The sequence below is a fragment of the Pantoea sp. alder81 genome, assembly GCF_020179835.1.
Taxonomy (GTDB): Bacteria; Pseudomonadota; Gammaproteobacteria; order Enterobacterales; family Enterobacteriaceae; genus Pantoea.
In genome coordinates this window covers 462,144-485,256 of the sequence record NZ_JAIUDA010000004.1, presented here as the reverse complement: position 1 = coordinate 485,256, position 23,113 = coordinate 462,144, and the positions used below count along the sequence as shown (strand labels likewise).

Annotated in this window: 22 protein-coding genes; 11 read left to right on the top strand and 11 right to left on the bottom strand. The window is 53.3% G+C overall.

What is annotated here, in order from left to right:
- Positions 1–8 precede the first annotated feature (8 nt).
- The gene (locus LBW88_RS14490) at positions 9–680 is read left to right on the top strand and encodes a TetR/AcrR family transcriptional regulator (RefSeq protein WP_224932967.1); all 672 of its coding nucleotides are present in this window, start codon (positions 9–11) and stop codon (positions 678–680) included.
- A 4-nt stretch (positions 681–684) separates the two neighbouring features.
- Here the strand turns inward: LBW88_RS14490 and LBW88_RS14485 are convergent, their stop codons facing one another.
- The 5 genes from LBW88_RS14485 to LBW88_RS14465 all read right to left on the bottom strand — a co-directional run bounded on the left by LBW88_RS14485 (position 685) and on the right by LBW88_RS14465 (position 5,483).
- Positions 685–1,455: a 3-hydroxybutyrate dehydrogenase gene (locus LBW88_RS14485; RefSeq protein WP_224932966.1), complete on the bottom strand. Its 771-nt coding sequence runs from the start codon at positions 1,453–1,455 to the stop codon at positions 685–687.
- Positions 1,456–1,469: 14 nt separating this feature from the next.
- Positions 1,470–2,861 carry a GntP family permease gene (locus LBW88_RS14480; protein ID WP_224932965.1) on the bottom strand — a complete coding sequence of 464 codons (1,392 nt, stop codon included), beginning with the start codon at positions 2,859–2,861 and terminating at the stop codon, positions 1,470–1,472.
- Between the two features lie 66 nt (positions 2,862–2,927).
- Positions 2,928–4,112 (bottom strand): acetyl-CoA C-acetyltransferase, encoded by a 1,185-nt coding sequence (locus tag LBW88_RS14475; protein ID WP_224932964.1) that lies wholly within the window; start codon positions 4,110–4,112, stop codon positions 2,928–2,930.
- A complete protein-coding gene (locus tag LBW88_RS14470) occupies positions 4,109–4,777 on the bottom strand; it encodes a CoA transferase subunit B (protein ID WP_224932963.1) in 669 nt (222 codons plus the stop codon). The genes LBW88_RS14475 and LBW88_RS14470 overlap by 4 nt, the downstream gene beginning before the upstream one ends.
- Positions 4,764–5,483: a CoA transferase subunit A gene (locus LBW88_RS14465; RefSeq protein WP_200572685.1), complete on the bottom strand. Its 720-nt coding sequence runs from the start codon at positions 5,481–5,483 to the stop codon at positions 4,764–4,766. The genes LBW88_RS14470 and LBW88_RS14465 overlap by 14 nt, the downstream gene beginning before the upstream one ends.
- 146 nt (positions 5,484–5,629) lie before the next feature.
- Here LBW88_RS14465 and LBW88_RS14460 point away from each other — a divergent pair, with 146 nt between their 5' ends.
- From LBW88_RS14460 to LBW88_RS14430, 7 genes are all read left to right on the top strand, one after another.
- Positions 5,630–6,529 (top strand): LysR family transcriptional regulator, encoded by a 900-nt coding sequence (locus LBW88_RS14460; protein ID WP_224932962.1) that lies wholly within the window; start codon positions 5,630–5,632, stop codon positions 6,527–6,529.
- A gap of 649 nt (positions 6,530–7,178) precedes the next feature.
- Positions 7,179–7,877 carry a LuxR family transcriptional regulator gene (locus LBW88_RS14455; protein WP_224932961.1) on the top strand — a complete coding sequence of 233 codons (699 nt, stop codon included), beginning with the start codon at positions 7,179–7,181 and terminating at the stop codon, positions 7,875–7,877.
- 19 nt (positions 7,878–7,896) lie between these two features.
- Positions 7,897–8,439, top strand: coding sequence for a fimbrial protein (locus tag LBW88_RS14450; protein ID WP_224932960.1), 543 nt, complete (start codon positions 7,897–7,899; stop codon positions 8,437–8,439).
- 60 nt (positions 8,440–8,499) lie between these two features.
- Positions 8,500–9,237: a fimbria/pilus periplasmic chaperone gene (locus LBW88_RS14445; protein WP_224932959.1), complete on the top strand. Its 738-nt coding sequence runs from the start codon at positions 8,500–8,502 to the stop codon at positions 9,235–9,237.
- Entirely contained in the window at positions 9,209–11,773 is a 2,565-nt protein-coding gene (locus tag LBW88_RS14440; protein ID WP_414004084.1) for a fimbrial outer membrane usher protein, read from the top strand. The genes LBW88_RS14445 and LBW88_RS14440 overlap by 29 nt, the downstream gene beginning before the upstream one ends.
- A gap of 36 nt (positions 11,774–11,809) precedes the next feature.
- Positions 11,810–13,096 (top strand): fimbrial usher protein StbD, encoded by a 1,287-nt coding sequence (gene stbD / locus LBW88_RS14435; protein ID WP_414004089.1) that lies wholly within the window; start codon positions 11,810–11,812, stop codon positions 13,094–13,096.
- A gap of 10 nt (positions 13,097–13,106) precedes the next feature.
- Entirely contained in the window at positions 13,107–13,781 is a 675-nt protein-coding gene (locus tag LBW88_RS14430) for a fimbrial assembly chaperone (RefSeq protein WP_224932957.1), read from the top strand.
- A 43-nt stretch (positions 13,782–13,824) separates the two neighbouring features.
- Here LBW88_RS14430 and LBW88_RS14425 read toward each other — a convergent pair whose 3' ends face one another.
- From LBW88_RS14425 to LBW88_RS14410, 4 genes are all read right to left on the bottom strand, one after another.
- The gene (locus LBW88_RS14425; RefSeq protein WP_414004088.1) at positions 13,825–15,144 is read right to left on the bottom strand and encodes an MFS transporter; all 1,320 of its coding nucleotides are present in this window, start codon (positions 15,142–15,144) and stop codon (positions 13,825–13,827) included.
- Positions 15,145–15,207: 63 nt separating this feature from the next.
- On the bottom strand, positions 15,208–16,140 hold the full coding sequence (locus LBW88_RS14420) for an SMP-30/gluconolactonase/LRE family protein (protein ID WP_224932955.1): 933 nt from the start codon (positions 16,138–16,140) through the stop codon (positions 15,208–15,210).
- Positions 16,137–17,087: a hydroxyacid dehydrogenase gene (locus LBW88_RS14415; RefSeq protein WP_224932954.1), complete on the bottom strand. Its 951-nt coding sequence runs from the start codon at positions 17,085–17,087 to the stop codon at positions 16,137–16,139. The genes LBW88_RS14420 and LBW88_RS14415 overlap by 4 nt, the downstream gene beginning before the upstream one ends.
- Positions 17,087–17,779, bottom strand: a complete 693-nt coding sequence (locus tag LBW88_RS14410) for an RraA family protein (protein ID WP_224932953.1) — start codon at positions 17,777–17,779, stop codon at positions 17,087–17,089. The genes LBW88_RS14415 and LBW88_RS14410 overlap by 1 nt, the downstream gene beginning before the upstream one ends.
- Before the next feature lie 168 nt (positions 17,780–17,947).
- Between LBW88_RS14410 and LBW88_RS14405 the strand changes: the two genes are divergently transcribed.
- Positions 17,948–18,679 (top strand): IclR family transcriptional regulator, encoded by a 732-nt coding sequence (locus LBW88_RS14405; protein WP_224932952.1) that lies wholly within the window; start codon positions 17,948–17,950, stop codon positions 18,677–18,679.
- Between the two features lie 63 nt (positions 18,680–18,742).
- Here LBW88_RS14405 and LBW88_RS14400 read toward each other — a convergent pair whose 3' ends face one another.
- Complete coding sequence (locus tag LBW88_RS14400) at positions 18,743–20,083, bottom strand: MFS transporter (RefSeq protein ID WP_224932951.1); 1,341 nt, start codon at positions 20,081–20,083, stop codon at positions 18,743–18,745.
- Positions 20,084–20,410: 327 nt separating this feature from the next.
- Positions 20,411–20,884, bottom strand: a complete 474-nt coding sequence (locus LBW88_RS14395; protein WP_224932950.1) for a DUF1203 domain-containing protein — start codon at positions 20,882–20,884, stop codon at positions 20,411–20,413.
- Positions 20,885–21,075: 191 nt separating this feature from the next.
- On the opposite strand from LBW88_RS14395, the gene LBW88_RS14390 reads away from it, so the two are divergent.
- Positions 21,076–21,318, top strand: a complete 243-nt coding sequence (locus tag LBW88_RS14390) for a hypothetical protein (protein WP_224932949.1) — start codon at positions 21,076–21,078, stop codon at positions 21,316–21,318.
- A gap of 333 nt (positions 21,319–21,651) precedes the next feature.
- Positions 21,652–23,091: a glycine betaine/L-proline transporter ProP gene (proP, locus tag LBW88_RS14385; RefSeq protein WP_224932948.1), complete on the top strand. Its 1,440-nt coding sequence runs from the start codon at positions 21,652–21,654 to the stop codon at positions 23,089–23,091.
- Positions 23,092–23,113: the final 22 nt, after the last annotated feature.

Below are 23,113 nucleotides of genomic sequence, written 5' to 3'. Positions count from 1 at the left end.
GCACTATAATGCTCAGAAAAACAGTGATGTGTGAGGGTTCTGCTTTGGTTGATCGTGTCGCGAGTAACATTGAGGATGTAACGGATAAGCAGGTGCGGATACTGATGGCCGCGCGCGCCGAGTTCGCTGAGAAAGGATTCGACGGTGCACGCGTCGATAGCATCGCCGAACGCGCTCATGCCAATAAGCAGCTGATTTACTACTACTTCACCAACAAAGACATTCTGTTTACCCGCGTGCTGGAAGAAGCGTATCGTGACATTCGCGAGCAGGAAGCGGCGTTACAACTCGATCACCTCCCCGCCGATCAGGCTATTTTGCAGCTGGTGGAGTTTACCTGGCACTATTACCTGAAAAACCCCGAGTTCATTCGCCTGCTTAACAGCGAGAATCAGCTAAAAGCGCGGCATCTTAAAGATTCTGACATCACCGTGCAGATCAATCAGAGCTGGAGCAGTATCACTCAGCAATTGCTGCAACGAGGACGCGCCGAAGGAAGCGTGCGCGAGGATATCGATGTGATGCAACTCAACATCAATATCTCCGCGCTGGGCTTCTTCTATCTGATCAATCAGTCAACGCTGTCGATTATCTACCAGCAGGATCTGAGTGCCAAAGCGGCGCTGGATGAGCGCCTGCGCGTGATGAAAGAGTGTATTGCGGCGTGGATAAAGCCGTGACGCATTACTGCGCCAGCCAGCCGCCATCCATATTCCAGGCCGCACCGCGTACCTGCGCACCGCCTTCACTGCAGAGAAACAGCACCAATGCACCTAACTGCTCTGGCGTAACAAACGCCTGAGCAGGTTGTTTCTCAGACAATAATGCCAGGCGCGCGGTTTCGGCATCCTCGCCAGCCGCAATGCGTTTATCGATCTGCTGTTGCACTAGCGGCGTTAGCACCCAGCCCGGACAGATGGCGTTACAGGTGATCGGTGATTGAGCGTTCTCCAGCGCAATCACTTTTGTCAGCCCCACCACCCCATGCTTCGCGGCGACATAGGCGGCTTTCTCTTTCGATGCTACCAGGCCATGCACGGAAGCGATATTAATGATGCGCCCCCAGTGACGTGCCTGCATGCCGGGCAAGGCGGCGCGACTGGTGTGGAACACCGAGGAGAGATTGATGCCAATAATCGCATCCCATTTATCCACTGGAAATGACTCCACCGGCGCGGTGTACTGAATACCGGCGTTGTTCACCAGAATATCTACCGCACCATAGTTCGCTTCCGCCCACTCAATCATCGCGGCGATTTGCTGCGGATCGGACATATCCGCCGCGTGATAATCCACTGTTGCCCCGGTGGCCGCGATAGCCGCTTTCGCGTGTTCCACTTCACCGAAACCATTCAGAATCACCGTAGCGCCCGCAAGTGCCAGTTGCTCAGCGATGCCTAATCCTATCCCGCTGGTGGATCCTGTTACCAGTGCCACTTTTCCCGCTAATTGCATCGATTCATCCTCCTTCAGACAATGCCGGTGAGGTAAAACACCCCAATCACAAACAGCACGGCCAGACTTTTGATAATGGTGATGGCGAAGATGCCACCATACGCTTCTTTATGCGTTAACCCCGTGATCGCCAGCAGGGTAATCACTGCGCCGTTGTGTGGCAGTGTGTCCATCCCGCCGCTGGCCATTGCCGCCACGCGGTGCAGCACTTCCATTGGAATACCCGTGGCCTGCGCCGCTTGCACGAAGTGTTCTGCCATCGCTGCCAGCGCAATACTCATCCCGCCCGATGCCGAACCGGTGATCCCCGCCAGCACGGTAATACTGATCGCTTCATTGAGCAGTGGATTGGGGATCGCCTGCAGCACGCCAGACAACACCACAAAGCCTGGCAACGCGGCGATCACCGCTCCAAAACCGTATTCGGATGCAGTATTCATCGCCGCCAGTAAGGCACCGGCCACCGCTGTGCGGCTGCCTTCTGCCAGACGACCGCGAATGTTGCGCCAGCCAAAGATCAGCACTACCAGAATGCCGCTAAGCAACGCAGCCTGTACCGCCCAAATCGCGGTGGTTTTCTTAATATCGGTGAGGATCGGCGTGGGATTTCCCGGCAGTGTGACGCTGCTCTGTGCGCCGTACCACGACGGGATCCACCAGGTGAAGCAGAGATTGAGTACCCCGACCAGAATCAGCGGCAGAATGGCGATCAGCGGATGCGGCAAACGGATATCTTCCGCCGTTTCTGGCTCATTCTTCAGGTCTTTGCCATAAGGTTCCTGGTTGGCCTGTGCTCGACGACGTTGACGATCCAGCCACAGTAAGCCCACCACAATAATAAACAGCGATCCGATCAATCCCAGCCACGGCGCGGCCCAGGCGTTAGTGCCGAAGAAACTGCCGGGAATGATGTTCTGGATTTGTGGCGTACCGGGCAGTGCATCCATGGTGAAGGAAAACGCACCGAGCGCCACCGTGGCCGGGATCAAGCGCTTAGGGATATTGCTCTGACGAAACAGTTCGGCGGCAAACGGATAAACGGCGAACGCCACCACAAACAGCGACACGCCGCCGTAAGTCAGCAGTGCGCACACCAGCACAATAACCGGGATGGCATGGCGACGCCCCAGCAGCGCAATCGCCGCCGAGACGATCGAGCGTGAGAAGCCGGACAGCTCAATCAATTTGCCAAAGATGGCCCCCAGCAGAAATACCGGGAAGTAGAGCTTCACAAAGCCCACCATCTTTTCCATAAACAGACCGCTGAACACCGGCGCGACCGCAGCCGGTTCGGTTAACAGCACCGCTAACAGCGCGGCAATCGGGGCGAACAAAATTACGCTATAGCCGCGATAGGCGGCTAACATCAGCAACCCAAGCGCAGCGAGGGCAATAACGACACTCATGTTGCTTCCTTATTATTTTGTAGGGTTGAAGGTAAAGACATTGCCAAAAATTTGAATCGGTCCGCCTCAATCCGGGCGTTCAACCGCCAGGGCGACGCCCATGCCGCCGCCAACACACAGCGTGGCCAGACCGCGCTTCAGCTCACGCTGCTGCAAGGCATGAATGAGCGTCACCAGAATGCGGCAGCCGGAAGCACCAATCGGATGGCCGAGCGCAATGGCACCGCCATTGACATTGACCCGTTCCGCCTGCCATTCAAGCGCTTTGCCTACCGCCAGAGCCTGCGCGGCAAAGGCTTCATTAGCTTCGATCAAATCCACTTCATCCAGCGCCCAACCTGCCTGTTTTAGGGCTTTGTTGGTTGCAGCCACTGGGCCAATACCCATGACCGCCGGATCCACACCGGCAATGCCGCTTCCGGTCAATCGCGCCAGCACCGGCAGCCCTAAAGCAGCGGCGCGTGATGCTGACATCAACAGCACAGCGGCCGCGCCATCATTCAGGCTGGAAGCGTTGCCTGCGGTCACGCTGCCGTCCTTTTTGAACGCCGGATGCAGGCGTGCCAGCCGCTCTGCTGAACTGTCCGCGCGAGGTTGTTCATCTTCACCGATCACCAATGTCTCGCCTTTAGCCTGCGCCACCGTGACGGGCGTGATTTCGGCACGGAAGGCGCCCTGTTGCTGTGCCGCCACCGCTTTCTGTTGGGATTGCAAGGCAAAGGCATCCTGATCGGCACGGCTGATGTGGTATTCATCGGCCAGATTCTCGGCAGTAATCCCCATGTGGTAGTCGTTAAACGCATCCCACAGACCATCGTGGATCACGCTGTCCACCAGTTGACTGTGACCCAAACGACAGCCGCCACGCGCATCCGGCAGCAGATAAGGAGATTGGCTCATGCTCTCCTGACCGCCTGCGATGATGATGTCAGCGGCACCGCTTTGAATTGCTTGTGCGGCCTGAATCACCGCTTTGAGCCCCGAGCCACACACCATGTTTAGCGTGCTGGCTGGCACGCTATAAGGCACACCCGCCGCGATAGCCGCCTGGCGCGCAGGGTTTTGCCCGCATCCGGCGGTGAGCACCTGCCCCATGATGACCTCATCGATCAGCATGGGATCGAGCGAGGTTTGTTTCAGCAGTGTGGCGATCACCTGCTGGCCCAGTTCTGCTGCAGTAAGAGACGCCAGCGCACCGTGAAAACGGCCGATTGGCGTGCGGGTGGCTGCCACAATCACACATTCGTTCATGGTGCCTCCTTTGAAAAATGCATTTCACGGACATCATCAGCGATGCGTAATTGCCCGGCCGTTTTTGCACGGATTTCATCGATCGTGACGCCCGGCGCGTACTCACGCAGCACAAAAGCGCCCTCTTCAATCTCCAGCCAGCCGAGTTCAGTAATGACTTTGCGAATACAACCGACACCCGTCAGCGGCAAGGTGCATTCGGACAGCAGCTTTGATTCACCATGTTTAGAAGCGTGCGTCATCATCACGATGATGTTTTCCGCACCCGCCACCAGATCCATCGCACCGCCCATGCCTTTAACCATTTTTCCGGGGATCATCCACGATGCAATATTGCCGCTGACGTCCACTTCCAGCGCGCCCAGCACGGTCAGATCAACATGGCCGCCACGAATCATCGCGAACGACTGCGCCGAATCGAAGATTGCCGCACCCTTTCTTGCGGTCACCGTCTGTTTGCCGGCGTTGATCATGTCGGCATCCAGTTCGGCTTCAGTGGGAAACGCCCCCATGCCTAATAAACCGTTTTCCGACTGCATCATCACGTCCATGCCCTCGGGCACGTAGTTGGCCACCAGCGTCGGCATGCCAATGCCAAGATTGACGTAATCGCCGTCGCGCAGCTCCTGTGCCACGCGCTGCGCCATCTGTTCACGCGTGAGCATGCGCACCTCCTTCACTCAGGGTGCGTTTCTCAATGCGTTTCTCGAAATTGCCCTGGATCAGGCGATCGACATAAATGCCCGGTGTATGAATAGCTGCTGGATCCAGCTCACCTGGCGCCACAATCTCTTCAACTTCAACAACGGTGACGCGCGCTGCCATTGCCATCAGTGGGTTGAAATTCTGCGCGGTGTGGCGATAGATCACATTGCCGTACCAGTCCGCTTTCCAGCCTTTCACGATGGCGAAGTCACCGCGGATCGCCTGTTCAAGGATGTAATGCCGCCCGTCGAATTCTCTGACTTCTTTGCCTTCTGCCACGGGCGTCCCATAACCCGTAGCGGTGTAGAATGCGGGGATACCGGCACCGCCAGCGCGCACTTTTTCCGCCAGCGTGCCCTGCGGCGTGAGGATCACTTCCAGTTCACCGCTGAGCATCTGCTGCTCGAACAGCGCGTTTTCACCGACATAAGAGGCGATCATGGTTTTGATCTGCCGATTCTCCAGCAGCAGACCGAGACCAAATCCGTCCACGCCGCAGTTGTTCGAGACCACGGTCAGTCCCTTTGTCCCCTGCTGACGAATCTCAGCGATGAGGTTTTCTGGAATGCCGCACAGGCCAAATCCCCCCGCCAGCAGCGTCATGTCGTCTTGCAATCCAGCCAGCGCCTGCTGATAACTGGTGACGCGTTTGTCTAATCCTGCCATTGCTGTACATCTCCTCAGCTCACTGAATAAAGCCATCCTCGCGTCACAAAAATGATTTGTTAATTTTGTTTTTATTGGCCTTTCATTTGTTTTTTTTATTAGTATTCCGTTAATCATTGTTTTACATAAAGTTAACAAATTCAAAAATGAAAATGACTATCAAGCAGTTACGCGCGTTCTTAGCGGTCGCTCACACTTTGAGTTTTGCCCAGGCCAGCGAACGCCTGGCGATTTCGCAACCGGCATTGAGCCTGGCAATCAGCGGATTAGAAGAAGCGTTAGGCGGGCCGTTGTTTATGCGCACCACCCGCCACGTATCACTGACGCCGGAAGGTGAGATCTTTTTTCCGCTGGCGCGACGGCTGCTGGCGGATTGGGAAAATGCCGAAGAGGCGATGCATCTGCGTTTTACGCTGCAACTGGGGAAAGTGTCGATTGCCGCCATGCCCTCTTTTGCTGGCAACCTGCTGCCTGCGGTTCTCAGGGTCTTTCGCCAGCGCTATCCTGGCGTCAATATCGCGGTGCATGACGTGATCAATGAAACGGTGCTGGAGATGGTGCAGGAGGGACGCGTGGAGATGGGTGTGGCCTTCGAACCCGAACTGGCTGATGCGCTGCACTTCACACCGCTCGGCAGCGACCGCTTCGTTGCCGTGGTGCCCGCCGATAGCCCGCTAGCAAAAAAGTCACAGTTGAGCTGGCGTGAATTACTGCATCTGGATTTCATTACCTTGCAACGCCCTTCAGCGGTGCGTCTGTTGCTTGAGCAGTCACTGGCACAGGCAGGCAGAAGACTTGACGTCGCTTACGAGAGTCACCAATTGGTCACCGTGGGCAAAATGGTTGCCAGTGGTTTGGGGGCCAGCGCGGTGCCTGCGCTTTGTATTCAGCAGATGCGTGAGTTGGGCGCGGTCTGTGTGCCGCTGGTCGCGCCACAGATTGAGCGGCGTGTGGGCATTTTGCGATTGAAGCAGCATCAACTCTCGCACGCTGCTGCCGCTTTGGCGCAAACCATGAGTGACGAATGTCGCTGGCCCGACTTGTAAAGCCGGTTTAATCACAACCTAACCTCAACCGAACCCTGTTTCCTGCACCGTCGGTTCAAGCGCTGATGCAAACACTGATGAATTAAACAAACATCCGCCATTAACAATCGATTTATCCCGAAAAAATAATCCGTAGTTAAATCATTGTGAATGGGTCAAATCCATACTCGCTTTGATTAATTAAACTAACCAAATTTGGTACAAGATTGCTAATGACATGTAAAAGGATTTATCTGAGGGGACATTTTAAGATCAAATCCGCCCCGCATTAGGTGTAAGAATAATCTTAACAGGGATAAATACCCCCCCTCCGCAAGGTGAACTTCGTTAATAAATTACTTCGTTGCACTTTACCCCACAGATTAGAGGCAGTTTTCATTACATTAAATTCAAATTAGCACGCTGAAAAATCAATTATTACACCCGAGATAATCAGACTAAACGCTGACGAACATTAAATTATTTAGCAATTAATGCTATCTATTTTTTGATCCTGGCGGCTGATTTTCATCATTAATCCTGGTTGATCTAGAAATTTCTTAACTCTATAGAGGTATGAAGCGATGACTTGCATGCCAAGTTGAGAAAAGACAATGACATTTTTAAAAACACTATCCAGTGCAACCTAAGACTTTTCTGAGGATAGGAAATGACTGATTTTCTTAACTCGTTGAATAAGAACAATTATCCTGCCAGGATATCCGCAGCTCTTACAGGAGCGGATGAGTTTGTTATGAAAAATACAACACGAGAGGAATTACGCTGTGCCAGTTGTAAATATGGCTGCCAGCTGACGAACCGAAACAACGATATTCTTAATCGCTGCCCGATACAAAAAATTGCGATTTGGCCGGGGAACAATCATTTCCTGATTAAAGGCGTGCTGTCATTAGTGGCGGGTCGCTATGAAAGTGTGTTTTGCCGGGGATGTATATTCGTTGATTTTTCACGAGAAAACTTACGTTATCTCACCAACAAGCACTGGGTTGATTATCTGAAATCCACCGGGCTAACGATTGTGCTGGTCTCCGATCGCGCGCTGGCCGCTCTGGCTGCACACTGGATAAAGAGAGAGGGAATCCACTCCGTTATTTATTGTGAAGACCGGTTAGAAGATATCAAGAAAGTGATTAACAGTACCTATTATGGTTTAAAAGGAGGAGCAACAAGGAGAGTTAATGCACTGTCAAATGAAGAAGTGACCTTTCTGGATTTAGCCTTAAAAGGTAATTCACTCTCTGCCATTTCGATAGCAATGAACCATGAGATGAAAAAGATTTACAACATCAAAGATTCAATTCGACGAAAGACCGGTACCAGCCTTAATCAGCTGATCTCGGGTCACTAAGTAAAAAGGATTACACGAAATGACGCAAACACATAAAACACTGCTTTCACTGGTTATCACCGGTGCCCTGTTCTCAGCCTCTGCGGTTGCAGCCTCCGATAACACCATTAACTTCCAGGGTGAAGTGGCTGATGAAACCTGTTCCATCTCGGTGAATGGCAATGCTGCCTCACCGGTGGTACTGATGCCAACCGTGAGCAAATCCGATCTGGCTGCCAGCGGTGATGTCGCCGGGCAAACTGCCTTCACTGTAGGTCTGACCGGGTGTACCGGTAACTCGGCTTCAGCGACGAAGATTTCAACGGTGTTCGTCGGCAATAACGTGACGGCCAATGGGAACCTGGCGAATACCGGCACGGCGCAAAACGTTGAAGTTCAGCTGGTGGACAGTAAAGACGCGGTGATTAACCTGACGGGCGGTTATACCGGTGATGGCGACCTGACCCTTGCCGCGGATGAAACTGAATCCTCAGCGACCTATAACGCACAATATTATGCCAATGGGGTAGCGGCCGCCGGGACCGTGGCTGCTTCATTACAATATGCGGTGACTTACCAGTAATAAATAATCAAGGTACGTCCGGCTATCCGGGCGTGCTTTGAATTTCACGAGACAATCTGTATGTATTTACGCAATACCCTTGGTGCTTTATTGCTTTGCGCGATGTCAGCGACGGCGGCAGCAAGCGTCACGCTGTTGGGGAGTCGGATTATCTATCCGGCCCCCGCCAGCTCCATCAATATTCAATTTAAAAATGACGATAGCATCCCCTATGTTATCCAGACCTGGTTTGATGATGGCGATATGGATGCCAAACCACAGCAGATTAATCACGTGCCATTTATTACTACGCCACCAGTATTTCGTATTCAGCCGAAATCCGGACAGGTCGCGCGCATTGTGGTCAGCCAAACAGACAAATTGCCTCAGGATCGAGAGTCCGTTTACTGGTTTAACATGCTGCAAATTCCACCCACATCACAGGCCGCCACAGACAAAAATGCCATGACGGTGATGCTACGCAACCGGGTGAAATTGTTTTACCGTCCTGCCGCGATAGGTAAACCGGGCAATATTTTATCGAATATTAAAGTCCGCACGCTGTTCGATCCCCATAAAGGCGGCGGATTACAGATCGATAATAAACAACCCTGGCATGCTTCATTCGTCGCCATATCGATGCGCATGATGGGAAAGAATTATGTGTGTGAACCCGTAATGGTAGCCCCCTTTTCAACGCACACCTGCTGGTTCAGCCATACAAAACAACGCTTACAGGGTGTAGGCAGCGTCAATCTCGACGCCATTAACGATCAGGGAGCCAGAATAAGTGAAAGTTACCCCATCAACTCCCAGTGAATTGAAACTCCCCTTATTCTTTTTGACCGTTTCATTCTATTTCTCAACACCCGTGTATAGCGAAGAATATTATTTCGATCCCTCGCTATTTAAAGGATCCGCCTTCGGTCAGAACATTGCGCAATTTAACCAAAGCGACTTGCCGGCGGGTCATTATCTGGTCGATGTTTATGTCAATAATGCACTGGTGTCATCCAGCGTGAAGCTGGAATTTTTGCCCCCGGCACAAGGAAAAGAGGTCGAGCCATGCTTACCCTTTTCGCTGGTTAAAATGCTGCAATTAAAAAATGTTCCAACGCAGCCAAAAGATCGCGAGTGCGCCCCGCTTGCTGACTGGACGCCACATGGGAACTGGAATTTTGATGCCGCCGCGTTACGCCTGAATATCACGCTGCCCATGTCAGCGCTTAACCGCACGCCGCGCGGTTATATTCCGCCCGAACAGTGGGATGACGGGATGACCGCGTTATTTCTGCGGCACAACACCAACTACACCTGGACGGAAAACAGCGCGGCCGCCTACCGCTATCAATATTTGTGGAGTGGGATCACCGCAGGCACCAACGTCGCCAACTGGCAGTTACGTCATCAGGGCAATCTACGCTATCTCAGCAGCAGTGTGGGTGGCAGCAGCTATCGCTACAACAAGGTAAGAACCTGGGTGCAACGCCCATTGACGTCGATCAATAGCCAGCTTTCCCTTGGCGATAGCTACACGGACAGTTCGCTGTTTGGCAGCCTGCCGTTTAATGGCATTAAACTCGCCACTGACGAACGTATGTGGCCGCAAGGCAGACGCGGTTACGCCCCGGAAATTCGTGGTATCGCCTCCTCTAACGCCCGTGTCGTGGTGAAACAGTTGAATAAGGTGATCTATGAAACCGTGGTGCCGCCTGGCCCCTTTATCATTGATGATCTGAACAATACCCGCAGCCAGGGGGATTTTGACGTCGAGGTGATTGAAGCCAACGGTAAAATTGCTACCTTTACGGTACCCTACTCCTCGGTTCCTGATTCGGTGCGTCCGGGCAACTGGCATTACTCGCTGGCGCTGGGCCGTGTGCGCCAATATTACGCCGTGAATAACGCTTTTTTTGAGGGCGTGATGCAGCGCGGCGTAAGCAACAGCTTGACGGCAACCGTCGGCTCACGGCTGGCAGAAAATTACCAGGCCTGGCTACTGGGCGGCGTCTGGGCTTCCGGAATCGGTGCGGTGGGTCTGAACACCACGTTTTCGCAGGCTAAGGCTGAAAATGATCAGCGCACCTCCGGCTGGCGTGCGGAGTTGAGTTACAGCAAAACCTTTCAGACCGGCACCAATCTGGTGCTGGCCGCCTATCGTTATTCCACCCGTGGTTTTCGCGACCTGCAGGATGTATTTGGAGTACGGCGTCAGCAGCAAGCGGGCATTAGTTACTACTCTGATTCGCTTAATCAACGTAATCGCTTATCGGCCACCCTCAGCCAATCACTGGATGAATATGGTCTGGTGAGTTTAAGCGCCAGCACCGCCGACTATTACAATAATCAGTCGCGCATCACCCAACTGCAGCTCGGCTATACCAACAGCTGGCGCAATATTAGTTACGGTATCAACGTGGCGCGTCAACGCACCTGGTGGAATACCCAGCAAGGCAACGTGAGCGTCAACGATAATGTCGACAGCAGCCGCCAACAGCGATACAGCGAAAATACCCTGTCATTCAATATTTCTGTGCCGCTTAACTGGGGCGCGGGTCTTTCGTCTGTGGCCTACAACTATAACCAGTCGAAGCAGAGTCAGTCTTCGATGGTTTCACTGACGGGGTCAGCCGGTGAACAGCGTGATTTCTCTTATTCGCTTTATGGCGGAACCGAACACTACCGCAATGGCATCAGCGGAGAAGCTAACTCTTTTGGTGGCAACCTGCAGCAAAACACCCGTTTCGGCGCCATCCGCGCCAACTACGGCCAGGGGGATCACTATCGACAAGTCGGTTTAGGCACTTCGGGAACGTTACTGCTGCATCGAGGTGGTCTCACCGCAGGTCCTTACACCAGCGATACGTTCGCGTTGATCCATGCTGAGGGCGCGCAAGGTGCGGCGGTGCAAAACGGACAAGGCGCAGTGATTGACGGCAATGGTTATGCACTGCTGCCTTCGCTCACCCCTTATCGTGAAAACACCGTCAGCCTTGATACGCTACACATGCGCGCTGATGCCGAATTAAACGGCGGAAGTCAGCGTGTGGTTCCCTATGCTGGTGCCGTGAGTCAGATAAGCTTTGCCACCTTACGCGGCACTGCCGTGTTGATTTCACTAGATACCACCGCAGGTCTGGCACCGCCGATGGGCGCTGAAGTGCGCGATGCCTCCAACACGGTGATCGGCATTGTGGGTCAGGGAAGCCAACTGTATGCGCGCGTTCCCCATGACTCCGGCACTCTGCAAATCAGTTGGGATGGTCATGCCCAACGCTGTGCCGTCACTTATCAAATCACCGGAAAGTCGCAACAGGCGCTTATCCTCCTCAATGGTATTTGCAGGACGCTATAACTCGTGAAAATTAAATATCTCCTAGTTGTGCTGCTGATGCTGCCGCTGACGTTATGGGCAAACTGCATCAAAGTCACCAGCACCTCATCACTCTCTGCTGCCGCACTGGCAGCAGGCTATACCGCATCATCCTGGGCGGGTGCCTGTGATACCTGCTCCGGCAATCTGGGCTTGCCTTCGGTGATCAGCATTAATAGCGGGACATCCTTTCAGCCTGCAGGATCGTTGCTGGCGAGCTCGGTAGGTTCGTTTCTCAGCGCCGCCAGCAACACCGCTTACAGCCCGAATCAAATCCTCTACCGCTGTGCGGTGGCGGATGCAGGCAGTTTGTATGAGATGTACGCCACCAACGGTGACAGTGCTTATGCTGGCATGTATGCCAGCAGTGAGGTTAGCGGCGCTTATTACGATGTGGCGAAAAACGTGGCAGTGCGCATGACCAATCTAACCACCGGCGAGTATTACAGCCGCTACTGGAAGTCACGCCAGTTTACCGCTGACAGTTGGTACTCCGACGGCACCTACATTTATATTCCGGCCAGCGCGTTTAGCAACGTGCTGTACGAGATGTTCAAAATCAGTTCAACCAGCTATTACGCCAATGGCGATAACCGTTACAGCGATCTCTGGACGCAGCCGCGCGGCTACATTGCTTTCAAAGGCCCAGGTCTGGATACCAACAGTCTGGCAGTGGGACAAGACAGCGCCAGCTATTGGTACGGGTTTTACGGTAACTGGCCCGCCGCCTGGAGTACGTATCGTAACGTGACCTATGTGCGAGGCGCGCTCTGTGAAGTCCAGAACTACCCTTCTGTGGTGCTGCTGCCAACCATCAGCGTGAACGCGCTCAAAGCAGGCGGCAGCAGTCAGGTGCCGTTTTCCATCTCATTGCAGTGCGAATCGGGCGCGCGATCCAGTACCAGCACCTCCACCAGCAGTGCCGCCAATGTCGCGATGGGCTTGCTGGTGAATCAGCCCAATGCGGTGTCACAGGCGACGCAGTTGGGTTTGACCACCAGCGGCGGCGGACTGACCTGGCTGCTGGATAATCATTATGGCAGCAGCGGCGTGGCCTCGGGTGTGGGCATCAAAATTTATAACGCCAGTGGTGCTGCCATTAACTTATTGCCTAACCTCGCCAGCACCGGCACCGGGAATACACGCGGCTGGTATGCCTATACGGATCTCACCTCGCTGGTTTCTTCCGGCAGCAGCAATATTTACAGCGGTGATTTTTTGGCTTCGCTCGAAGCCTTAAGTGGACAAACAGTAACAGCAGGGACAGTCAATGCGCAGTTGCAAGTTGTGGTCAGTTTTCAGTAGCGCGTTGGCAATGAGCAGCCTGTTATTCGCTGCTCACGCCCTGGCCGTGGTGAATGTGGATAGAACACGTATCGTTTTTAATGCCGGTGAAAGCAACCAGACGCTGAATTTAAAAAATGGTGCGGAATATCCCTCCGTGGTGCAGATCTGGAGCGATGACGGAGATTTGATGCAGTCTCCGGAACTGAGTACTGCGCCCATTTTTGCCATGCCGCCGATGATGAAACTCGCTCCCGATGAGCAACGTGCGATTCGTCTGGTGCTCACTTCGCGGCAGTCGTTGCCCGAAGATCGTGAAAGCCTTTACTGGCTGAATATTTATCAGATTCCCGCCTTAACCCGGCACACCGGCGGCGCTGAACAAAAAATTCTGTTGCCGCTGCGGTTGCGGCTTAAGGTTTTTGTTCGACCTGCTGCGCTGGGTGCACCCCAGCCTGAAGATGTTCAGAAGCTGCGTTTTGTGGTGCACGATCGTCAGCTCAAGGTGGAGAATCCGACGGCGTGGTCTATGAGCCTGCGATTGAATATTGCCAATAAGGTTAAGGTGGATGATGTGATGGTGGCGCCGTTTGGTTCGTTCACCCTCCCCTTAACGCAACCGGTTAAGGTGGGTGAAAGCGTCACGTACGAGGTGTTTGACGATAACGGTAACCCGGTGAGTTATCAGAGCCATACCGGCATATAAGTTAGATTGCCGTGCCCTGATGGGCACGGCAATGTTGCGTCATTCACGCAGCGTTTTTGTATGGATCGCGAACCTGAGATACCGCCAGTGCGCCAAAGAGCAATATTACCGATACCGCTAACAGTGCCCACATAAAGCCGCCTGACATCTGTTTAACGTAACCAATCAAAGATGGGCCAAAGAAGCCGCCCAGATTGCCCACCGAAACAATCACGGCTAACCCAGCCGCTGCGGCATTGCCGGTCAGAAAACCAGATGGCAGCGCCCAGAACGACGCCTGAAAGGCCAGAATGCCGCTGACAGTGATGCAAAGTGCCAGCATTTTTAGCACCGGCTCTGACACCACCGCGCTGCAAGATAACGCAATGGCAGCGATCACTAATGCGCCACTGATCCAACGAATGCGATGCGGCGAATGGTTTGCTCTTCGTGCCCAGAACAACATACTCAGTGCCCCGCAAACGTAGGGCAACGCGGTGAGAAAACCCGTCGCTGTGTGACTGACGCCCATCTGTTTGATGATCTGTGGCATCCATAAGCCGACTCCAATCGAACCGACGATCCCGCAAAAGTTGATCAATGCCAGCAGCCACAGCAGCGGATTACGCATTGCGTGACGCATAGTGGCGCCATGTTTGGCGGCGATGCGCTGCTGTTCTTCATCCAGTCGGCGTTGCAACAGGCTTTTTTCATCGTCAGTCAGCCATTTTGCCTTAGCCGGTTTGTCGTCGAGGAAAAACAAACAGGCTATGCCGAGTAACACGGCTGGCACACCTTCAATCAAAAGCAGCCACTGCCAGTTACGAATATATTCATGGCTGGTAATCTGCATGATTGCACCCGATATAGGGGCGCCAATGATGTTTGCCACCGGGATGCCCACCAAAAATGCGGCGGTGATTTTTGCACGCCAGGTACCAGGAAACCAGTAAGTGAAAAACAGATAGATGCCTGGCGTAAAGCCTGCCTCGGCCATGCCGAGACAAAAACGCGCGACGGCAAAGCTGGTTGGGCCGGTCACGAACGCCGTCGCCATCGAAATCAATCCCCACGAAATCATGATGCGGGCAATCCAGATGCGAGCCCCGGTTTTTTGCATTATCAAATTACTGGGGATCTCAAACAGGAAATAACCGATAAAGAACATCCCTGCGCCAAAACCAAACTGCTCCGCCGTTATCCCTAGATCGGCATTCATACCCAGCGCGGCAAAGCTAACATTGGTTCTGTCCAGGTAACTGATCACATAACAGATGAAAATGAACGGCAGAATTCGCCTGAATGCTTTGGCCGCCGCGTGTTCGCTGCGATCCATCTCTTGGGGATTCAGGGTTTTCTCAGGCGCAGCGGGCGCGCCTGGCATGGCATCAGGTAAGGTATGCAGGGTCATGTGATGCTCCATGGTGCTCTGTGGCACCTGTTATTGTTAGCTTGCTGGAGTGGAACGGCCTGACAGCACTGCACCGGGATGGGCCATGTCGCAGGTCAGGATTGAGCCGGTGACCGACTCGGTGATAAACAGCTGCCGGCGCTCGGCACCGCCGTAACAGACATTGGTGGTCGAGCGCCCCGCTGGGCTGGTAATGATTTGGATGGGTTCCGCGAGCGCATTCAATAACCACAGGCGGCCTAACCCGGGATTGGCAATCAGCAATTCGCCTTCGGTATTGATGGCGAGTCCATCGGGTCCGCTCGGGCCATGTGAAGTGAAGAACTGCCCGACCTTGCTAACCGAACCGTCGTTTTGCAGCGGTACGCGCCAGATACAATTTCCGCGCGTCATCGCCACATACAGCAGACTCTCATCCGGTGATAACACCAGTCCGTTTGGGCTTGGGCAATTATCCAGCAACAAATCGAGACGACCTTCCACCGATAAGCGGTACACGCGTCCGGTAGGATCATGCAGACCCGTTTGCCCCTGATCGGTGAAATAGAGATTGCCTTGACGGTCAAACGTCAGATCGTTGACGCCTTTGAAACTTTCGCTGTTGCGACGCGTCAGCCATGGCGTGACGGTTCGGTCGATGAGAGAAAGTTTCATCAATCCGTTTTGGTAATCAGTGATCAGCAACGTGTCTTCATCCAGCAACTTCATGCCGTTGGGTTCGCCCTGATACTGAACGATCAACTCCCACTCGCCCTGCATATCCACCCGAAAGATTCTGCCGTAGGGGATATCGGTGAGGTAAAGACAGCCTGAAGGATGCCAGACAGGCCCTTCCAGAAAGGAGTCAACAGCCTGACCACCGCGATTGGCTGCTGACCAGGCATTCGCCGGATCGGGTTTTCTGAAATGGTCGGGCAAGCGGCTGAACACCTCGGCCTGGCGGATTTCCGGTTGAGTCAGGCTGATCATGGTGACACACCCTCTTCCAGCGGCGTATCTGCCAGCGCCTGCAAAATATTCTGTGCCGCCACCGTTCCCATGCGGATGTAGGAGGCATCGCTCACGCCACCAATATGTGGAGAAAGGATCACGTTACTGATGCCCTGCCAGCGGTGCGGTGCTGTCAACGGCTCAACGCTGAAACTGTCCAATGCTGCCCAATGTAACCTGCCGGACTGCAGCGCATCAGCGAGCGCCGCCTCGTTGATTAACCCGCCTCGCGCGGTGTTAACCAGGATTGCGCCGGGCTTGCACTTCGCCAGCGTATCGGCATTGATCATTTCACGATTGGACTCTGTCAGTGGGCAGTGCAGCGACACCACATCAGCCTGCGCCAGCAGGGTTTCAAGGCTATTAACCGATTCACAGGCCGGTGGTAATTCACGCGCGAAAGGATCATAAGCCACGACCCGCATGCCCAATGCATTCCCGATCCGAGCCACGCGACTGCCGATCGCCCCCAAACCAATTAACCCTAATACTCGCCCTTCCAGTTCAATCGATTTGTGTGTCGATTTATCCCAAAAGCCTGCACGCAGGCGCGCATCCAGCGGCAACACCGATTTGGCACAGGCCAGGATCAATGCCCAGGTGTGTTCTGCTACGGCCGCGGCGTTAGCACCCGGCGCAGAACAGACACGTATCTGGCGTGCGGCGGCGGCTTGCTGGTCAATGACATCAATACCACTGCCGTGTTTGGAGATCACCCGCAAGGCCGGGGCGGCATCCATCACTGCTGCGTTGATTTTTCCGTAACGCACCAAAATCGCCACCGGATTGTGCTGGTGGCACAGGGCAATCAACTGCGTTTCTGTGGGTTGTTTACCCGCATATACCAACTCAAATCCACGGAGTATGGCTACCGCTTCGGCAGCGAGATCGCTGCCGGTAATCAGAATGACCGGTGGTTTCACCATCACAGCGTCTCCCCTTCTGCCAGCATGCCCGCCTGGCGCAGTGCGTTCTCAAGCCATGGCGCGCGCGTATCACCGGCACGGATGGCAGCAATGCGCTGGGTTTCGCCGTCCAGCTTTTTCTTCGCTAAGGCAATGATGGCCTGCACTTCATCACGTGGGATCACCACTACGCCATCAACATCACCCACCACCAAATCACCGGCCTGAATCTGTGCCCCGGCAACGGAAATAGGATGATTGACGCGGCCCGGAATCAGTTTGGTGGGGCCACAAGGATTCAACCCTGCAGCGAACACTGGATAGGGTTGTTTGCTCAGCATGTCGGCATCACGCACTGCACCATCAATGATGATGCCTGCAATACCGGAAGCCTCTGCCTGGGTCGCCATAATCTCCCCTAGCAACGCGCAACTGAGGTCGCCCTTGCCATCCACCACAATCACATCGCCAGGTTGGGCAATGGCCAGTGCAGCATGAATGGCCAGATTGTCACCCGGACGTACCTCAACGGTGATGGCCGGACCCGCCACTTTCATTTGCGGTGAGAGCGGTTTGATTCTGCCGTGCAGCGTGCCGCGACGCCCGGCAACATCCGCCAGTATCGCCGCCTGATACTCAGCAGCTTGTTGCACTTCTTCCGGGGTCACGCGGCTGATATTTCGTTGGATCATTGCAGTAGTGTGAATGCTCATCTCTTCCTCGCTTTGTTTTACTGTGTAAAACACATGTGTACAATATAAAACAACTATAGCCAGGGCGAGGCAGATTTAGCCATAGCCTTAACGGCGTTTGTGACGTAAACACGAGGTGACTCACAAAAATTCAGGTACACTCGTTGTCGTTCAAAACAGGAGGAATGCATGGGAAATGAAGGCGTTATTGCGGTGGAAAAGGCGTTAGCGCTGCTGGACTGTTTCCGTCCAGGCGACGATAGCCTGACGCTGACTGCGTTGTCGCAGGCGTCGGGTTACCACAAAACCACGGTTTATCGCCTGATGAATTCTCTCGAACGAATGAACTACGTGGTGCGCCATGAAAACGGTAGCTATGGACTGGGGCCACGCTTGCTTTATCTGGGCAAGTTGTATGAGCAATCTTTCCATCTGGCTAGTGTGGTGCAGCCCGAGTTGCAGCAACTGGCGTTGGCTACCCATGAGAGCGCCAGTTGGTATGTGATTGAAGGTGGTCAACGCATGTGCTTATTCCGCGCCGAGGCTTCGGAAGGTTTGCGGCACAGTCGTTTGCCTGGCACGATATTTCCGCTCGATCAGTCTGCGATTAGCCAGGTGCTGCGCTACTGGGGACAGAACGAAGCCGTGTTTGATGAGAATCCGCGCCTGCCGTTGTATACCTCTGGCGCACGCGATCCCCACACTGCCGCCTTCGCGATGCCGGTATTCGGCGTGAACGATAAATTGATTGCAGCCCTAGCGTTAACCGGCCCGGCCTCGCGCCTGATTGAATCGCGCCGTGACGATGGCCTGACCCAGCAAATGAGCCAGAGTGCCGCGCGACTCTCTTTGAAATTAGGTGCATCAAAGTTGTTTTGCAGTGCGCAATACGGTGAGGACGTACTGACAACCGATAACTGATGGTTGTGACAGATAGCTTCCGGGCTCACCACAGTGTGCCCGGAAGTCTCACATTGAGTCAGTTCAGGATGAGTGACTCGACAAGCTACCTTCCGCCTTCTGGCCCTGCGAAAGATTACGCCCCATGATCACCACGGCAATCCCTCCCGCCAGACACAGCGCGGCCAAAGGCAACAGTGCCAAAGTATGACTACCGGTCTTTTCATTGATGATGCCGTAAGCATTCACCATCACCGCACCACCAATCAGATTGGCGATCGCCCCTATCGCCGCCAGCCCTGCTGCAGCGGATTGACTGCTCATCCATCCTGCCGCCAGTGCCCAGAATGGCCCTTTCATGGAATAAGCACCGACCAGAATCAGGCTCATGATAATGATGGTTGCTGGTAACGACAGGCTGATAAAGGCGGCGAAAATACCTCCAGCGATCATGAACAACGTTAACGCCGTGTGCCAGCGTCGTTCGCCAGTACGATCCGAGCTACGTCCCCACACAACCATCAATACCGACGCCAGGCCATAGGGGATCGCATTGAGCATCCCGGTGGTGAGATTATCGAGCTGGAATGACTTCAGCAGCTGAGGTGACCAGACGCTGAGCGTCGTGCCGGCCGCAGACGCGCCTGAGTAGATCAGTGCCATCAGCCAGATATGCTTGTGCTTTAGCAACTGCCAGGTTGAGATATGACCGATGTTTTTTTGCTGCTGACGTTCGGCCTGCAGCGTGCCTTCCAGCCACTGCTTCTGCTCACCGCTGAGCCAACGCGCTTCGTGTGGGCGATTGCTCAGGACAAAATAAGCGGCAATGCCGAGCAATACGGCAGGCAATCCTTCAATGATGAACAGCAGATGCCAGCCGCGCAGTCCCATCCATCCGTCGAGTGTGAGTATCAATCCAGAAAGTGGTGAACCGATAAAGTTTGCCAGCGGGATCGCCACCATAAACGAGGCAATAATACGCGCGCGATAACGCGCAGGGATCCACCAGGTCAGATACAACACCACGCCAGGGAAGAATCCAGCTTCGGCGGCACCGAGTAAAAAACGCAGCACATACAATGAGGAAGAGGTCTCCACCAGCGCCATGCACATTGACACGATGCCCCAGCTAATCATGATGCGCGGGATCCACAAACGCGCGCCGACTTTCTGCATCGCCAGGTTACTGGGTACCTCAAACAGGAAATACGCCACGAAGTACAGACTACTGGCAAAACCAAAGGCGGCTTTGCTTAGGCCAAGATCTTCGTTCATCTGTAGCGCGGCCATGCCGATATTGCCGCGATCGATAATGGACACCAGATAGCTCACCACCAGGAACGGCAAGATGCGCCAGATTACTCGCCGCATGGTTTCGCGTTCCAGCGCCGAGACCGGCGTCTGTTTCAGTGTTTGTTCAGTCATTCTTTCCTCGCAGGGGCTGATTAGGATTATCAGGAAAAGACGCTTTGTTTTATTGTGTAAAACCAGGTTGTACAATATAAACTATCAGAAACGCTGCAAAGCAAACTGCCCCGTAACCTGGGATGAGGAGCGAATCACAAAATCGCCGATGACTGTAGATTGAATTGTGATCGAAGGCAGGTCTTTAAAACGAAAAAACCTGCTTCACTCCTTTGGAAGGCTAAGCAGGTCGGCACTGCGGGTAAGGGCGGAAAATGCTATTGGCTTTCGGCTACGCCACAACAGGTTTAGCGCTAAAAATATAAAAATAGGCCTCTAAAGAATAAGTTAACCCTCTTGCTTACGAATCGCCGCCAGATAGCAGCCGTACCGCGCAGTGTGGGCATGGATATAAGCCGTTTCAGGCATCTGCAACAGCGTTAACACCATAGGCTCGATATCTTCACCTGTCGCCAACTCCGCCGCGATAATGCAATGCTCAATATTGAATGCTCGCAGTGAGAGTTGACGCTTGGCGAGATACTCCGGGATCTCGTTGTAGAAGAGGCCAGACTTTATACAACCTTCATGAATGAAGATGGCGTGCTGCCCATGGTAAGGCGATTGCGCAGGTTGATAAGTGTGATTGAGCAAGATTGCATTCTCGCCCGAGGGCACATCTTTCAACCCAATACGGTCAGGTAAAGCGGAGTCAGGACTGGCTAGCACCCGTCGTGCGTTGTGCTGTGCCAGATATTCATCATCCCGGCCGTACAAATGGGCAAAATCGCTGCTTTTCAATCCGCTAATGACATAGTGCATACCGTCTCCTGCTTAAAATATGGGTCGTTCTGCAGTAAACGCGATCGCGCAAATCGTTGCTCGCTGGAAACGGACAGTGGATTATGTTTCATAGCCGCAATTGTGATTACCGCCTTAACGTCCTGAAGCAGGATTTGATACAGTAGACAACTTTGAAATGCAGTATGTGCTTGCTTATAGGGAAAATGACCATGCCAGATTACATCTTCTATCGAAATGATCAGGTCGTCGCCACTGTCGAAAGAAACGATGTCGAGAGCGCCGTCTTGTTGATTTCAAAAGGCTATAAGAAGTTAGATGAAGAAGTCGAAGCGGCAAGTCCGGAAGCGGCGTTAAAACGGTTAGCGGATATACAAAATCAAGACAACGTCACGCATCATGCTTTCGTCACGGGTTCGGTATTAAGCTCAATCGTCAGTGCCTTGTTCAAATGATTGACTCACCCTGAGTTCCGCCGCTGAAGTTGATGCGGCGTGAATTGCTGCAGCATAATTACCTGGTTGACTAACTGTCACCGCATAATATGGTGCAGAATAAAACCAACCCCGCCCATCACGACACAATCAATTATTTCACCTCAAGAGCACTTTGACAGAATATACCTTCATCGCTACGCTTTTATGCAAGGATATATGTCACAAACTTGCACATCTTTAAAATATTTCCTAAGGTGTCCGCCTTTCAGCCTCTTATAGCTTTCATTTCCATTGGTGAATTGTTCGGCTGCGAAAGCTATAAGATCGCTCTAATTTTACTCATGGAGGTTTATGAGCACCGGAACGATTTCTAAACAATCTGACTTAACCGTTGATGATATTACGGTTATAGATAAAAAATTACTAAAACGCGCCGTCGGTGCTGCTGCATTAGGCAACACCATGGAATGGTTCGATTTTGGCGTATATAGCTATCTTGCCGTGATTATTGGCCAGGTCTTTTTTCCTGGTGCCAGTAATACCGCGCAATTAATCGCCTCTTTCGGTACTTTTGCTGCTGCGTTTTTAGTGCGTCCAATTGGCGGCATGGTATTTGGGCCATTAGGCGATCGCTTTGGACGGCAGAAGGTTCTCGCCTTCACCATGATCATGATGTCCATCGGAACCTTCTGTATCGGCCTGATTCCCAGCTATGCCAGCATTGGTATTGCCGCGCCGATCCTGTTGCTGGCCGCGCGCCTGCTGCAGGGTTTCTCCACCGGCGGCGAATACGGTGGTGCAGCAACCTTTATCGCGGAATACTCCACCGATAAGCGTCGTGGCTTTATGGGCAGCTTCCTGGAATTCGGCACACTCGCGGGTTACCTGCTCGGTGCGAGCCTGGTGACCGGCATGATTGCGCTATTACCGCATCAGGCAATGATGGATTGGGGCTGGCGTATTCCCTTTTTCCTGGCTGCACCCTTAGGTTTATTTGGCCTCTATATTCGCCTGAAACTCGAAGAAACACCGGCGTTTAAAGAGCATATGGATAAGCGCGAAGAGCTTGAGCACAATAAGCCGCAGTTAACTTTGCTCAAAATGCTGCGTGTGCAAAGCAAACCGCTGCTGAAATGTATTGGTCTGGTACTGTTATTTAACGTTTCTAATTATATGTTAACGGCTTATATGCCAAGTTATTTAACCGGCGTATTGGGCATGAGTGAATTGTCAGGGCTCATGTTGGTGATGGTAATTATGTTTATTATGATGCCATTAACCTTAATGTGGGGACATTTAACCGACCGTATTGGTCGTAAGCCGGTGATTGGTTTGGGTGCATTGGGCTTAATCTTACTGGCTATTCCCAGCTATATGCTCATTGGATCCGGCAATATGATGCTGGTATTTGCCGGGTTGGCCGTATTAGGTTTATTGCATACCTGCTTTAGCGGCACCATGCCTGCAACGTTACCGGCGCTTTTTGTCACCGATATTCGCTACAGCGCATTAGCGATTGGCTTTAACTTGTCAGTGTCGTTGTTTGGCGGAACCACACCGTTGATCACTGCCTGGCTGGTGGACACCACGCACAATGCCATGATGCCCGCTTATTACATGATGGGCGCCGGGGTTGTAGGCCTGATTACCGTGTTAACGCTGAGTGAAACGGCGCGTAAGCCGTTGAAAGGCTCGTCTCCTGCTGTCGCCACCAAAGCAGAAGCCCACAAACTGATAGATAGACTGCGTAAGCAGCGCGGCCGCAAGGCCCAGCAACACAAACCTGCGTAAGCTCGAGGGCGGCCATCAGGCC

What these genes read in the sequence shown, in the direction of transcription:
- LBW88_RS14490 (WP_224932967.1), top strand. Translation starts at nt 9, where the DNA reads ATGCTCAGAAAAACAGTGATGTGTGAGGGTTCTGCTTTGGTTGATCGT.
- LBW88_RS14485 (WP_224932966.1), bottom strand. Translation starts at nt 1,455, where the DNA reads ATGCAATTAGCGGGAAAAGTGGCACTGGTAACAGGATCCACCAGCGGG.
- LBW88_RS14480 (WP_224932965.1), bottom strand. Translation starts at nt 2,861, where the DNA reads ATGAGTGTCGTTATTGCCCTCGCTGCGCTTGGGTTGCTGATGTTAGCC.
- LBW88_RS14475 (WP_224932964.1), bottom strand. Translation starts at nt 4,112, where the DNA reads ATGAACGAATGTGTGATTGTGGCAGCCACCCGCACGCCAATCGGCCGT.
- LBW88_RS14470 (WP_224932963.1), bottom strand. Translation starts at nt 4,777, where the DNA reads ATGCTCACGCGTGAACAGATGGCGCAGCGCGTGGCACAGGAGCTGCGC.
- LBW88_RS14465 (WP_200572685.1), bottom strand. Translation starts at nt 5,483, where the DNA reads ATGGCAGGATTAGACAAACGCGTCACCAGTTATCAGCAGGCGCTGGCT.
- LBW88_RS14460 (WP_224932962.1), top strand. Translation starts at nt 5,630, where the DNA reads ATGAAAATGACTATCAAGCAGTTACGCGCGTTCTTAGCGGTCGCTCAC.
- LBW88_RS14455 (WP_224932961.1), top strand. Translation starts at nt 7,179, where the DNA reads ATGACTGATTTTCTTAACTCGTTGAATAAGAACAATTATCCTGCCAGG.
- LBW88_RS14450 (WP_224932960.1), top strand. Translation starts at nt 7,897, where the DNA reads ATGACGCAAACACATAAAACACTGCTTTCACTGGTTATCACCGGTGCC.
- LBW88_RS14445 (WP_224932959.1), top strand. Translation starts at nt 8,500, where the DNA reads ATGTATTTACGCAATACCCTTGGTGCTTTATTGCTTTGCGCGATGTCA.
- stbD (WP_414004089.1), top strand. Translation starts at nt 11,810, where the DNA reads ATGCTGCCGCTGACGTTATGGGCAAACTGCATCAAAGTCACCAGCACC.
- LBW88_RS14430 (WP_224932957.1), top strand. Translation starts at nt 13,107, where the DNA reads ATGAGCAGCCTGTTATTCGCTGCTCACGCCCTGGCCGTGGTGAATGTG.
- LBW88_RS14425 (WP_414004088.1), bottom strand. Translation starts at nt 15,144, where the DNA reads ATGCCAGGCGCGCCCGCTGCGCCTGAGAAAACCCTGAATCCCCAAGAG.
- LBW88_RS14420 (WP_224932955.1), bottom strand. Translation starts at nt 16,140, where the DNA reads ATGATCAGCCTGACTCAACCGGAAATCCGCCAGGCCGAGGTGTTCAGC.
- LBW88_RS14415 (WP_224932954.1), bottom strand. Translation starts at nt 17,087, where the DNA reads ATGGTGAAACCACCGGTCATTCTGATTACCGGCAGCGATCTCGCTGCC.
- LBW88_RS14410 (WP_224932953.1), bottom strand. Translation starts at nt 17,779, where the DNA reads ATGAGCATTCACACTACTGCAATGATCCAACGAAATATCAGCCGCGTG.
- LBW88_RS14405 (WP_224932952.1), top strand. Translation starts at nt 17,948, where the DNA reads ATGGGAAATGAAGGCGTTATTGCGGTGGAAAAGGCGTTAGCGCTGCTG.
- LBW88_RS14400 (WP_224932951.1), bottom strand. Translation starts at nt 20,083, where the DNA reads ATGACTGAACAAACACTGAAACAGACGCCGGTCTCGGCGCTGGAACGC.
- LBW88_RS14395 (WP_224932950.1), bottom strand. Translation starts at nt 20,884, where the DNA reads ATGCACTATGTCATTAGCGGATTGAAAAGCAGCGATTTTGCCCATTTG.
- LBW88_RS14390 (WP_224932949.1), top strand. Translation starts at nt 21,076, where the DNA reads ATGCCAGATTACATCTTCTATCGAAATGATCAGGTCGTCGCCACTGTC.
- proP (WP_224932948.1), top strand. Translation starts at nt 21,652, where the DNA reads ATGAGCACCGGAACGATTTCTAAACAATCTGACTTAACCGTTGATGAT.